Raw genomic sequence first — 12674 nt, forward strand, 5'->3', positions numbered from 1 at the left:
CCCCGGCGGCTCCCGTGGCCGCTCCGGCTCCGGTCACCCCGGCCCCGGCTGCCGCTCCGGCCGCCCCCGCCGCCGCACAGCCGGCGGAGGACGGCGCGTACGTGACCCCGCTGGTCCGCAAGCTCGCCACCGAGAACGGTGTCGATCTGGCGTCGGTCAAGGGCACGGGCGTCGGCGGCCGCATCCGCAAGCAGGACGTCCTCGCCGCCGCCGAGGCCAAGAAGGCCGCCCCGGCCCCCGCCGCCGCTGCCGCTCCGGCCGCCGCGTCGAAGGCCCCGGCCCTCGAGGTGTCCCCGCTGCGCGGTCAGACCGTCAAGATGACCCGCATGCGCAAGGTCATCGGCGACAACATGATGAAGGCGCTGCACGGCCAGGCCCAGCTGTCCTCGGTCGTCGAGGTCGACATCACCAAGCTGATGAAGCTGCGCGCCCGCGCCAAGGACGCGTTCGCGGCCCGCGAGGGCGTCAAGCTGTCCCCGATGCCGTTCTTCGTGAAGGCGGCGGCCCAGGCGCTGAAGGCCCACCCGGTCATCAACGCCCGGATCAACGAGGACGAGGGCACCATCACGTACTTCGACTCGGAGAACATCGGCATCGCCGTGGACTCCGAGAAGGGTCTGATGACGCCGGTCATCAAGGGTGCGGGCGACCTGAACATCGCCGGCATCTCCAAGGCGACCGCCGAGCTGGCCGCCAAGGTCCGCGGCAACAAGATCACGCCGGACGAGCTGGCCGGTGCGACCTTCACCATCAGCAACACCGGTTCGCGCGGTGCGCTGTTCGACACGATCATCGTCCCGCCGAACCAGGTCGCCATCCTGGGCATCGGCGCCACGGTCAAGCGTCCGGCCGTCATCGAGACCGCCGAGGGCACCGTCATCGGCGTCCGCGACATGACCTACCTGACGCTGTCGTACGACCACCGTCTGGTGGACGGCGCCGACGCGGCCCGCTACCTGACGGCCGTCAAGGCGATCCTGGAGGCCGGCGAGTTCGAGGTCGACCTCGGTCTCTGAGGCCGGGAGGCCGTACGCGGCCGGAAGGCAACGTAACAAGCCTCACCTGCGGCGCCCCCGTCCGGATGTGTTTCCGGGCGGGGGCGCCGCCGTATTGTCTAAGTGTCCAGTGACTCCTAAGGAGCGGCCCCCATGACCATGCCCGTCGTCCATTCGCTGCGCGAGCAGATCCGCGAGCACATCGTGGAGGGCATCGTCAGCGGCCGCTGGAAGCCGGGCGAGCGCATCGTGGAGCGGCGGATCGCGACCGAGCTGGAGGTCTCGCAGACCCCGGTCCGGGAGGCGCTGCGCGAGCTGGAGTCGCTGCGGCTGATCGAGTCGGCGCCCAACAAGGGCGTCCGGGTGCGCAACCTGACGGCCGCCGACCTGGAGGAGAGCTACCCCGTGCGGGCCGGCCTGGAGCAGATCGCGGCCGAGCTGGCGGCGGGCCGGCTCGCGACGGACTGCTCGGCCCTGGAGCCCCATGTCGCGGCGCTGTACGAGGCGGACGCGGCCGCGGACGGCACGGCGCAGGTGCGGCACACGGTGGCGTTCCACCGGGAGCTGGTGAAGGCGGCCGGCAACGGCGTGCTGCTGCACACCTGGGAGGGCCTGGGCATCGAGGTGTTCACGGCCCTGTCGATCCGCTGGCTGGGCACGGTGCAGAAGTCGTACGCGGAGGAGCACCAGGAGCTGGTGGAGGCCTTCCGCCGCCGCGACCCGAACATCGGGGCCCTGGTGAAGGCGCACGTGCTGGGCTGCGCGCCGAGGGCGTGAGGTCCGACGGCCGGTGGGCGCCGAGGGCGTGATCCGGCCTGCCGGTGCGCGCACGCCGGGGACGTGATCCGGCCACCCGAGCCCCCACGGGCCCCACGGGCAGAGAGCGGGTCCCTCTCCAGGACGGGCCCGTTTCGGCGTCTCCGGGGACGTCCGTTCCTTCCGCCCAAGCCCGCTCGTTTGTGCGACTCCCCTCTCAGGCTGTCGCTCTCTCCTGCGAAAACAAGGCACCGGGTGCCCTTTTCTGCGGCACCCTGTGCCGACTTTGGTGCTCCGGGCATCTTTTTCTCGGTGAAGCTTTGATCGATCATCGATCGGCGGCTTAGAGTCTTCGGCGGGCCGTACCCCGGTCCTTCGCCCTGTCCTGCCAGACAAGGCCCCTTTATCTCCACCCCCATCTGTCCGGAAGGCGGCGATCATGACCGATCCCGTAGGCAAGATTCCGAGCGAGCTCGACCAGCTCCCGGACCGTGACACCGAGGAGACCGCCGAGTGGGCGGCCTCCCTCGACGCCGTCACCAAGGCCGCCGGCCCCCACCGGGCCGCCTACCTGATGCGCCGCACGCTCCAGCACGCCGAGGGCGCGGGCCTCGCCCTGCCCAAGCTCCTGGAGACGGACTACGTCAACACCATCCCCACCTCCGCCGAGCCCGTCATCGACGGCGACGAGGAGATGGAGCGGAAGATCACCGCCTGGAACCGCTGGAACGCCGCCGCGATGGTCACCCGCGGCGCCAAGCACGGCGTCGGCGGCCACATCGCCACCTTCGCCTCCGCGGCCTGGCTCTACGAGACCGGCTTCAACCACTTCTTCAAGGGCAAGGACGCCGAGGACGCTCCCGGCTCCGGCGACCAGCTCTACATCCAGGGTCACGCCTCCCCCGGCATCTACGCCCGCGCCTTCCTCGACGGCCGCCTGGACGAGTCGCACCTCGACAACTTCCGGCAGGAGTCCGGCGGCAACGGCCTGCCCTCCTACCCGCACCCGCGCCGGCTGCCCTGGCTGTGGGAGTTCCCCACCGTCTCCATGGGCCTCGGCCCGCTCTCCGCGATCTACCAGGCGCGCTTCAACCGCTACCTGACCAACCGCGGCATCAAGGACGTCTCCGCCTCCCACGTCTGGGCCTTCCTGGGCGACGGCGAGATGGACGAGCCCGAGTCGACCGCGGCCCTGGCGCTGGCCTCCCGCGAGGGCCTGGACAACCTGACCTTCGTCATCAACTGCAACCTGCAGCGCCTCGACGGCCCGGTCCGCGCCAACTTCAAGATCGTGCAGGAGCTGGAGGCCCAGTTCCGCGGCGCCGGCTGGAACGTCGTGAAGACCCTGTGGGGCAACGCCTGGGACGAGCTGTTCGCGCTCGACACCACCGGCGCCCTGGTCCGCCGCCTCCGCGAGGTGCCGGACGCGCAGGTCCAGACGTACCAGACCCGCGACGCCGCCTACATCCGCGAGGACTTCTTCGGCAAGGAGCCGGCGCTCGTCGAGATGGCGAAGCTGCTGTCCGACGACAAGATCCTCGAGTGCTTCCACCTCTCGCGCGGTGGCCACGAGCCGCGCAAGGTGTACGCCGCGTACAAGGCCGCCCTGGAGTTCAAGGGCGCGCCGACCGTGATCCTGGCGCAGACCGTCAAGGGCTTCACCCTCGGTGAGGGCTTCGCGTCGAAGAACGCGAACCACCAGATGAAGAAGCTGAGCACGGACGAGTTCAAGCAGATGCGCGACCTGCTGGAGCTGCCGATCTCGGACGCGCAGTTCGTCGACGGCGTGGTGCCGTACGGCCACCCGGGCGCCGACTCCCCCGAGGTCCGCTACCTCCAGGAGCGCCGCGCCGCCCTCGGCGGCCCCGCCCCGGCCCGCCGCGTCCACCCGGTCGCCCCGCTGCCGGCCCCGGCCGAGAAGGCCTTCACCGCCTTCGACAAGGGCTCCGGCGCGCAGTCCGTCGCCACCACGATGGCCTTCGTGCGCCTGGTCAAGGACCTGGTCCGCGACAAGGAGACCGGCAAGCGCTGGGTCCCGATCGTCCCGGACGAGGCCCGCACCTTCGGCATGGAGTCCCTCTTCCCCTCGCTCGGCATCTACTCGCCGAAGGGCCAGACGTACGAGCCGGTCGACCGCGACCAGCTGATGTACTACAAGGAGGCCGTCAACGGCCAGATCCTGAACGAGGGCATCACCGAGGCCGGTTCGATGGCCGACTTCATCGCCGCGTCGACCGCGTACTCCACGCACGGCGAGACGATGATCCCGTTCTACATCTTCTACTCGATGTTCGGCTGGCAGCGGACCGCCGACCAGATGTGGCAGCTGGGCGACCAGCTCGGCCGCGGCTTCCTGGTCGGCGCCACCGCCGGCCGCACCACCCTCACCGGTGAGGGCCTCCAGCACGCGGACGGCCACTCCCCGGTGATCGCGGCCACCAACCCGGCGGCGCTGACCTACGACCCGGCGTTCGCCTACGAGGTCGCGGCCATCGTCAAGGAAGGCCTGCGCCGCATGTACGGCGAGCCGGCCGAGGGCGAGGACCAGGACGTCTTCTACTACCTCACCGTCTACAACGAGCCCATGCCGCAGCCGGCCAAGCCGGGCCACGCCGGTGTCGACGAGGGCATCGTCAAGGGCCTCTACCGCTTCAACACGGCCGAGTCGGCCGGCCTGGAGCTCCCGGCGAACGCCTCGCGCATCCAGCTGCTCGCCTCCGGCACGGCCATCCACTGGGCCCTGGAGGCGCAGAAGCTGCTCGCCGCCGAGTGGGGCGTGGCCGCCGACGTGTGGTCCGCGACCTCCTGGACCGAGCTGCGCCGTGACGCGCTGGAGGCCGACGCGGCCCTGCTGCGCGGCGAGGAGCGGGTGCCGTACGTCCGCCGGGCCCTGGAGGGCGTGGACTCCCCGGTCCTCGCGGTCTCCGACTACATGCGCCAGGTCCCGGACCAGATCGCGCAGTGGGTCGAGCAGGACTGGACCTCGCTGGGCGCCGACGGCTTCGGCCTGTCGGACACCCGCGACGCCGCCCGCCGCCACTTCGGCGTCGACGCCCAGTCGATCGTCGTCGCGTCCCTCGCCCAGCTCGCCCGCCGCGGCGAGGTCCAGGCGACGGCCGTGAAGGAGGCGCGCGAGCGCTACGGCCTGTAAGGCCTGCCACGGCCGGTCATGGCCTGTCGTGACCGGCACGGCCCGATGTCGGTGGCGGCGCGCATGATGGCCTCATGCGCGCCGCCCGACTCATCAAGATGGTCCTGCTGCTCCAGAACCGCGCCTCCATGACGGCGGCCGAACTGGCCGCCGCGCTGGAGGTGTCGGAGCGGACCGTCACCCGTGATGCCCTCGCCCTCTCGGAGGCGGGGGTTCCCGTGTACGCGGACCGGGGCCGCGCCGGCGGGTACCGGCTGGTCGGCGGGTACCGTACGCGGCTGACCGGACTCGCCCGGAACGAGGCGGAGGCGCTCTTCCTCTCCGGGCTGCCGGGCGCGCTGCGGGACATGGGGCTCCAGGACGCGGCTTCGGCGGCCCGCCTGAAGGTGACGGCGGCGCTGCTGCCCTCGCTGGCGGACGCGCCGGTCTCGGCGGCCCGCCGGTTCCACCTGGACGCGCCCGGCTGGTACCAGGAGCCGGAGACGCCCGCGCTGCTGCCGGCCGTGGCGGAGGCGGTCTGGGACGACCGCCGGCTCTCCGCGCGCTACCGCCGCGGGGACGGCGAGGAGGTCGAGCGGGAGCTCGACCCGTACGGGCTCGTCCTGAAGGCGGGCGTCTGGTACCTGTGCGCCCGCGTCGCGGACGACTCGTACCGCACCTACCGGGTGGACCGGTTCACGGCGGTGGCGGTCGGCGGGGAACGCTTCGAGCGCGATCCCGGATTCGCGCTGGACGCCTTCTGGGCGGAGCGGTCGGCCGGGTTCGCGCGCTCGCTGCTGCGGGCCGAGGCCGAGCTGCTGCTGACACCGGCGGGCGCGCGCCGGCTGCCGTACGTGACGGACCGGGCGGCGGCCGAGGAGGCGCTGGCGGCCGGCGTGCCGGCGGGCGACGGGCGGGTGCGGGTGGTGCTGCCGGTGGAGAGCGAGGACGTCGCCTTCGGCCAGCTGCTCGGGCTCGGCCCGGAGGCGGAGGTGGTGTCCCCCGCCTCCCTCCGCGAACGGTTCGCGGCGGCGGCCCGCGCCATGGCCGGGGTCTACGGGACGTGACCGGGCGGGGGGCGCCGGGCGGGGGGCGCAGGGCGGGACGCCGCTCCTTCCTCCACGGGGAAGTGCCGGACCCCTCCTACTGGACGCCCTCCTACTGGACGCCCTCCTGCGGACGCCCTCTGTCGGGCATCCCCTACCGGACATGCCCTACCGGTAGTCCTCCACGCGCGTGTCCGGGTCCGTCTCCTTGGCCAGCATGAAGCCCCACGCGTCGGGCCGTGACCCGTCGGCGTCGGTGAAGCCGTACTCCCGGGCGAGCTGCCCGCTGTCGAGCGACCGTCCGTTCCAGCGGGCCCGGTCGGGGTCGGCGGCGAGGGCGGCGACGGCCCGGCCGACGTACACCGGGGACTCGGAGACCGCGAAATCGGGCAGCTGCTTCGTCGCGTCGCGCCAGTTCTCCTCGGTGACGCCGAAGGCGGCGAGCATCTGCTCGGAACGGAGCCAGCCGGGGCTGACGGAGACGGCCGTGCCGCCGGAGTCGGCCAGTTCTTCGGCGAGGCCGAACGCCATCCGGATGGGGGCGTTCTTGGCGAGGTCGTAGAAGAGGTTCTCGCGGTAGCGGCCGCCGTTGTACGCGGTGGTGCCGTCGGTGACCTCGACGACCAGGCCGCCGGGGTGGCGGGTCAGCAGCGGCAGGGCGGCGTGGGAGGTGACGAGGTGCGTCTTCACGCCGAGTTCGAGCATCCGCAGGCCGTCGGCGAGGGCGATCTCCCACGTCTTCTTCCCGAAGGAGGAGCCGATGAGGTGCTCGCCGCCCCAGACGTCGTTGACGAGGACGTCGAGCCGGCCGCGCTCGCGGTCGATCCGCTCGACCAGGGCGCGGACCTGGTCGGGCTCCAGGTGGTCGGTGGGGACGGCGACGCCCTCGCCGCCCGCGGCCGTCACCAGTTCGGCGGTCTCCTCGATGGTCTCGGTTGCCCGGCCGACCTCGCTGATCCGGTCGCGGGTGGTGCGCCCGGTGACGTAGACGGTGGCTCCGGCGGCGCCGAGCCGGACGGCGATGGCGCGTCCGGCGCCGCGGGTGGCACCGGCGACGAGGACGACACGGCCGGCGAGCGGCTTCGTTTCGGTGGTCATGGCTTCACGGTGACAGGAAAGTACGACACCTTCTGTCCGGATTGTTTTCGGCTTGCTTTCGGCCGGTTCCGGGTGCGTCGCCCGGCGCCACCCACGATGCTGGTCCCGTGATGGACGAGACGGAGTTCTGGGAGATCATCGACTCCACCCGGGAGCGCGCCGAGGGCGACCCGGAGGAGCACGCCGACCTGCTCGTGGAGCGCCTCACCCGGCTCGATCCGGACTCCGTGGTCGACTTCGCCCGCCATTTCGAGGCCCGCTACAACCGCGCGTACACCTGGGAGCTGTGGGGCGCGGCCGCGCTGCTGCTCGACGGGGCCGCGGACGACGCCTTCGACTGGTTCCGCTGCTGGCTGATCGGGCAGGGCCGGGAGGTCTTCGAGGGCGCGGTGCACGAGCCGGACGCGCTGGCGGAGCTGCTGGAGGACTTCGACGAGGAGATCGACGGGGACGGCGAGGAGCTGGGCTTCGCCGCGGACGAGGCGTACGAGCAGCTGACCGGCGCGGAGACGCCGGACCTGGGGATCCCGCCGCCGGGCGCGGAGCCGCTGGGCACGCCGTTCGACCTGGACGACGACGACGCGCTCGCGGCCCGCTTCCCGCGGCTGTGGGCCCGGTTCGGTCCCGGGTAGGGGTGACGAGGACCGAACCGGGGGCTTCGGCGGACCGGGGTCCCGGCGGACCGGGCGGTCACGGCGGGCCGGGGTCCTGGCGGGCCGGGCGGTCGCGAGGGACCGGTGGTCCGTCTCCCGCGGGTCAGAAGTGGGTGCCGCCGTCGATGCGGACCTCGGTGCCGGTGATGAACTTCCCGTCCTCGGAGGCGAGCATCGCGACGACGCCGGCGACGGTCTCGGGGCCGGCGAAGCCCTGGCCGAGGGCCGGGGCGAGCTTGGCGAAGAGCGACCAGTCGGTGTCCTCGGGCAGGCCGGGGCCCTGGGACTGCTTGCTGGCGCCGGAACCGTCGGTCATGCCGGAGGAGATGGAGCCGGGCTGGACGGCGGTGAAGCGGATGCCCTGCTTGGCGTACTCGGCGGCGAGCGCGTGGGTCATCGACTGGATGCCGCCCTTGCTGGCCGCGTAGGCCGCCATGTACGGGTGGGCGAACATCGCCGAGGTCGAGGAGAAGTTGACGACGGCGGGTCCGTCGCCCTCCAGGAGCGCCGGTATGGCCTCGCGGATCACCAGGAAGGTGCCGGTGAGGTTGATCCGGATCACCTGCTCGAAGGTGTCGAGCGAGGTCTCGTGGGTGTGCGAGGAGCGGAGGATGCCGGCCGCGTTGACCAGGACGTCCAGGCCGCCGAGGGCCGTGACGGCGGCGGCGACGCCCGCGCGCACGGAGCCCTCGTCCGCGACGTTCACGACGACCGTGGTGAGGCGGTCGGCGGCGTCGCCGGCCTTGGCGACGGTGTCCTTGAGGCCGTCCTCGCTGATGTCGGCGGCGACGACGCTGCCGCCCTCGGCCAGCATGCGCAGCACGGTGGCCTGGCCGATGCCGGAGCCGCCGCCGGTGACGAGCGCGCGGCGCCCCTCGTAACGGGTCAGCTGGTTCATGACGACAACCTCTCGATCTCGGGCGTCCGGAGCGTCCTGGGCGTCCTGGGCGTCCTGGGGACACGTTCCGGGGAATGCCGACACCGTACGTCGAAGTGGCACGTTTTGCCATAGCTGCACGAAGTGCCTACCTGGCATCGCGGGCGTACGCTGGGTCGGGTGAGCACCAAGCCTCCCTCGTCCCCCTCACCCTCCCCGTCCGCCTCCCCGCCCCCCTCGCTGACGGAGCGCCGCAAGGCGGCCACCCAGCTCGACATCGCCCGCGCGGCGGCCGGGCTGTTCACCGAGCGCGGGCCCGACGGCACCACGGCCGAGGACATCGCCCAGCGGGCCGGGGTCGCGCTGCGCACCTTCTACCGGTACTTCCGTTCCAAGCAGGACGCGGTCGCGCCGCTGCTCGCGGGCGGGGCCGACCGCTGGCGCGCCGAGCTGGCCGCGACCGAGCCGGGTACGGCGCTGCACGAGGCCCTGGAGCGCTCGATCTCCGGTTCCCTCGCGGCCGAGGACCCGGAGACCGAGGAGGGCCTGCGCTGGACCCGGGGCCTGCTGCGCGCCGCCGGACACGATCCCGCGCTGCGGGCCGTCTGGTACCGCGTCAACCACGAGTCCGAGGAGCGGCTGCGCGGCGTCCTCACCGCGCTCGCTCCGCCCGGTACCGACCCGCTGGAACTCCGCCTCACGGCGGGCGCGGCCACCGCCGCGATCCGGATCGCCCTGGAGACGTGGGCGGAGACGGACGCGCCGGCCCGCGGCGAGGGCGCGCCGGCGGAACTCGCGGTGCGGTGCCTGCGCGAACTGACGGTCGGGATGCGGCAGCGGGACGGGGAGGACTGAGGGACGCGGCAGGCGCGAGGCCCGCCCCGGGGCGGAGGGCTTTCGCGTGCGCGCGGGCTCTGCGGCACGCGGGCTGCGCTCCTGCGGAGGGCTCGCCCCGGGCACTCACGCCCCGGGCACTCACGCCCGGGCGCTCAGGCCCGGGCGCTCAGGCCAGTGAGCGGCCCATGAAGACGTCGTCCACGTACGCGCCCTCCAGCAGGAACTCGCCGGGCAGGACGCCCTCGACCCGGAATCCCTCGGCCTCGTAGAGGGCGCGGGCCGGCTTGTTGTGGCCGAGGACCCGCAGCGTGATGCGGCCGGCGCCCTGCGCGCGGGCCCGGTCCATCGCGGCGCGCAGCAGGGCGCGCGCCACGCCCCGGCCCCGGGCGGAGTCGGCGACGGCGAGGCCCTGGATCTGGCGGACGTGGGCGTTGGCGGCGAGCGGGGTCGGCGGGACGAGCCGGAGGTAGCCGACGACGGACGGCGCCGCCGCCTCCGCGGCCCGCTCGCCCGCCTCCGCGAACTCGGCCACCAGGTAGTGCTCCGGCAGGTGGCGTTCGTCGAAGAATTCCTGCCCCGGCTCGGGGCGGGGCTGCACCGCGTGGAGGGGCGACCAGGTGGCGAGGTCAAGCTCGGCGAGGGCGGACTCGTCGGCGGCGACGGCCTCGCGTATCCGTATCTCGGGCACGATCATGCGGGCCACTGTGTCACAGCGCTGCCGGGGAGGGCAGGATGGCGGCATGCAGCCCTCCTCGCAGCATCCGTCCCGCAAGCGCGTGGCCGTCACCGGCGCGAACGGCCTCATCGGCTCCGCCCTCGTGCGCTCCCTGCGCGCCGACGGCCACGAGGTCCTCCGGCTCGTCCGGCGGCCGGCCGCCGCGGCCGACGAGGTCGAGTGGGACCCGGCGCGGCTGTACGTGGACGCCGCGGGCCTCGTCGGGGTCGACGCCGTCGTCCACCTGGCGGGCGCGGGCGTCGGCGAGCGGCGCTGGAACGAGGCGTACAAGAAGGAGATCCGCGACAGCCGGGTCCTCGGCACCCGGGCGATCGCCGAGGCACTCGCCTCGCTCGCCGACCCGCCCGAGGCGCTGGTGTGCGGCACGGCGCTCGGCTACTACGGCGACACCGGCAGCCGCGCGGTGGACGAGAGCGCGCCGGCGGGCGAGGGCTTCCTGCCGTCCGTGTGCGTCGACTGGGAGGCCGCCGCGGCGCCCGCCGAGGCCGCCGGCATCCGGGTGACGTACGCCCGTACCGGACTGGTGGTGGCCCGCGAGGGCGGGGCCTGGGGGCGGCTCTTCCCGTTGTTCCGGGCCGGCCTCGGCGGGCGGATGGGCGACGGCCGCCAGTACTGGAGCTTCATCTCGCTGCACGACGAGGTCGCCGCGCTGCGCCACATGATGGACACGCCGTCCCTGTCGGGTCCGGTGAACCTGACCGCGCCCGAGCCCGTCACCAACCGCGAGGTGACGGCCTCGATGGGGCGGGTGCTGCGTCGGCCGGCCTTCCTCCACGTGCCCGCGCCGGCGCTGCGGGTGGCGCTCGGCGAGTTCGCGCGGGACGTGCTGGGCAGTCAGCGGGTGCTGCCGGGGCGGCTGTTGGAGACCGGTTTCGACTTCGCCTTCCCGACCATCGACGACGCGGTGCGGGCCGCCGCGCGCTGACCCGCCGCCACCGCCCGTACGCCCCCGGTTCGTCCGGGAGGCGCCGTCCGTTCCCCGGCACGTGCTCCCCCGTGCTCCGCGCTCCCCGTCGCGCGCTGCTCCCTCCCGTGGGAGCGCTGCCTACTCTCGTTGCGAACTAGGGCATTCCGGAGGCCGGTTGGGGGCATAGGCCTCCCACAAGCCGGGCCGACCTGGGGAGGGGCACGTGCTCAACAACGCGGACGTCGTCGTCGTAGGGGCCGGGATCGCGGGTCTCACGACGGCTCATCAGCTGACCGAGGCGGGTCTCTCGGTCACGGTCCTGGAGGCCGAGCAGCAGGTCGGCGGCCGGATGGCGACGGACTCCGTCGACGGCTTCCGGCTCGACCGCGTCGGGCCGCTGTTCACGGTGCCGGAGGTCGCGGGCGTCCGGCTGCGGCCGCTCGCGCCCGGTGTCCTGGTGCACAGCGACGGGCGGTACGCGCGGTGGGGCGCGCCGCACACGCCGTGGAGCCCCACACGCCGGCCGTCGCCGCACGCCTCCTGGGGCACGGCGGGTGTCGGGGGCGTGGGGGGCGCAGGGGGCGTACGGGGTGCGGGAGGTGCCTGGGGCGCGGTCCCGGCCGCCCGGAGCGTGGAGGCGGCGCGCGGGATGGCGCGGGCCCTCGCCGGGGCCCAGCGGAACCCGGCCGTCTCGCTCGACCAGGCGCGGCTCGGGGCCTCGCTGGTGCGGCTGGCGACGACGCCCACGTCCCGCCTGCTGACCCGGACCGAGCGGACCGCGCGCGAGGCCCTGCTGGCCCGGCTGCCCGCCCGTACGGTGCAGGGCGTGCTGCGTCCGCTGCTCGCCGCGCTGCTCGGCGACCCCGGCCTGACGACGTCGAGCCGCCGCGCCGACCTCGCGCTGCGATCCTTCGCGCGGGGCCGGCTCGGTGTGCCGGAGGGCGGTTCGGGCACGCTGGTGCAGCGGCTCGCGGCGGCTCTGCCGCCGGGTTCGGTCCGTACCGGCGTGCGGGTCACGGAGGCGTCGATCTCACGGGTGACGACGGCGGAGCACGGGGTGTTCGGCTGTCGCGCGGTGGTCGTGGCGACGGGCGGCCGGACGGCCGCGGAACTGCTGCCGGGTCTGCGCGTGCCGGAGTACGTCGGGGCGACGGTGCTGCACCACACGGCACCGGCCGCGCCGGCCGCCGACCCGGTGCTGTACCTGGAGTCGGACCAGGGCGGTCCGGTCGCCCACACGGCGGTGATGAGCGCGGTCGACCCGACGCGGGCGCCGGACGGGCGGGTCCTGATCACCTCGACGGTGCTCGGTCCGCCGCCGGACGACACCGAGCGGCGCGTCCGCAAGCACCTCGCGACGCTGTACGGCGCGTCCACGGACGACTGGGAACTGCTCGGGCTGAGCCACACCCCGTGCGCCTTCCCGGTGATGCGGCCGCCGTTCGACCCGGAGCGGCCGGTCCGGGTGCTGTCCGGCCTCTACGTGTGCGGCGACCACCGCGCCACCGGCACGCCCGTCGGCGCCCTGTCCTCGGCCCACCGCACCGCCACGGCCCTCCTCACGGACCTGGGCGTCCGTCCGCCCGCCCGGCCCGCGGCCCCGGGCGAACGCCGGGCGGCGTAGGCACGGCGGTGCACG

The 12674-nt window shown here is 73.8% G+C and carries 11 protein-coding genes; 8 read left to right on the forward strand and 3 right to left on the reverse strand.

Annotation, left to right across the window (positions count from 1 at the left end):
• The 4 genes from sucB to ESG85_RS02550 all read left to right on the forward strand — a co-directional run.
• A partial coding sequence (gene sucB / locus ESG85_RS02535) for a 2-oxoglutarate dehydrogenase, E2 component, dihydrolipoamide succinyltransferase (protein WP_128976354.1) occupies positions 1-1016 on the forward strand: 1016 nt, incomplete at its 5' end.
• 132 nt (positions 1017-1148) lie between these two features.
• Positions 1149-1772, forward strand: a complete 624-nt coding sequence (locus ESG85_RS02540; protein ID WP_128976355.1) for a GntR family transcriptional regulator — start codon at positions 1149-1151, stop codon at positions 1770-1772.
• A 418-nt stretch (positions 1773-2190) separates the two neighbouring features.
• Positions 2191-4902, forward strand: coding sequence for a pyruvate dehydrogenase (acetyl-transferring), homodimeric type (gene aceE / locus ESG85_RS02545; RefSeq protein WP_128976356.1), 2712 nt, complete (start codon positions 2191-2193; stop codon positions 4900-4902).
• A gap of 74 nt (positions 4903-4976) precedes the next feature.
• On the forward strand, positions 4977-5948 hold the full coding sequence (locus ESG85_RS02550) for a helix-turn-helix transcriptional regulator (RefSeq protein ID WP_128976357.1): 972 nt from the start codon (positions 4977-4979) through the stop codon (positions 5946-5948).
• A gap of 147 nt (positions 5949-6095) precedes the next feature.
• Here the strand turns inward: ESG85_RS02550 and ESG85_RS02555 are convergent, their stop codons facing one another.
• Positions 6096-7025, reverse strand: coding sequence for an SDR family oxidoreductase (locus ESG85_RS02555; protein ID WP_128976358.1), 930 nt, complete (start codon positions 7023-7025; stop codon positions 6096-6098).
• Between the two features lie 110 nt (positions 7026-7135).
• Here ESG85_RS02555 and ESG85_RS02560 point away from each other — a divergent pair, with 110 nt between their 5' ends.
• Positions 7136-7657 carry a DUF4240 domain-containing protein gene (locus ESG85_RS02560; protein WP_128976364.1) on the forward strand — a complete coding sequence of 174 codons (522 nt, stop codon included), beginning with the start codon at positions 7136-7138 and terminating at the stop codon, positions 7655-7657.
• Between the two features lie 124 nt (positions 7658-7781).
• Here the strand turns inward: ESG85_RS02560 and ESG85_RS02565 are convergent, their stop codons facing one another.
• Positions 7782-8576: an SDR family NAD(P)-dependent oxidoreductase gene (locus tag ESG85_RS02565; protein ID WP_128976359.1), complete on the reverse strand. Its 795-nt coding sequence runs from the start codon at positions 8574-8576 to the stop codon at positions 7782-7784.
• Between the two features lie 159 nt (positions 8577-8735).
• Here ESG85_RS02565 and ESG85_RS02570 point away from each other — a divergent pair, with 159 nt between their 5' ends.
• Positions 8736-9410 carry a TetR/AcrR family transcriptional regulator gene (locus ESG85_RS02570; protein WP_128976360.1) on the forward strand — a complete coding sequence of 225 codons (675 nt, stop codon included), beginning with the start codon at positions 8736-8738 and terminating at the stop codon, positions 9408-9410.
• A gap of 148 nt (positions 9411-9558) precedes the next feature.
• On the opposite strand, the gene ESG85_RS02575 is transcribed toward ESG85_RS02570, so the two are convergent.
• Positions 9559-10086, reverse strand: coding sequence for a GNAT family N-acetyltransferase (locus ESG85_RS02575; RefSeq protein WP_128976361.1), 528 nt, complete (start codon positions 10084-10086; stop codon positions 9559-9561).
• A 46-nt stretch (positions 10087-10132) separates the two neighbouring features.
• On the opposite strand from ESG85_RS02575, the gene ESG85_RS02580 reads away from it, so the two are divergent.
• Both ESG85_RS02580 and ESG85_RS02585 read left to right on the forward strand, forming a co-directional pair.
• On the forward strand, positions 10133-11053 hold the full coding sequence (locus tag ESG85_RS02580) for a TIGR01777 family oxidoreductase (protein WP_128976362.1): 921 nt from the start codon (positions 10133-10135) through the stop codon (positions 11051-11053).
• Positions 11054-11258: 205 nt separating this feature from the next.
• Positions 11259-12659 (forward strand): NAD(P)/FAD-dependent oxidoreductase, encoded by a 1401-nt coding sequence (locus ESG85_RS02585; protein ID WP_128976363.1) that lies wholly within the window; start codon positions 11259-11261, stop codon positions 12657-12659.
• Positions 12660-12674: the final 15 nt, after the last annotated feature.

This window comes from Streptomyces roseicoloratus, from assembly GCF_004117935.1.
GTDB classification, from domain to species: Bacteria; Actinomycetota; Actinomycetes; order Streptomycetales; family Streptomycetaceae; genus Streptomyces; species Streptomyces roseicoloratus.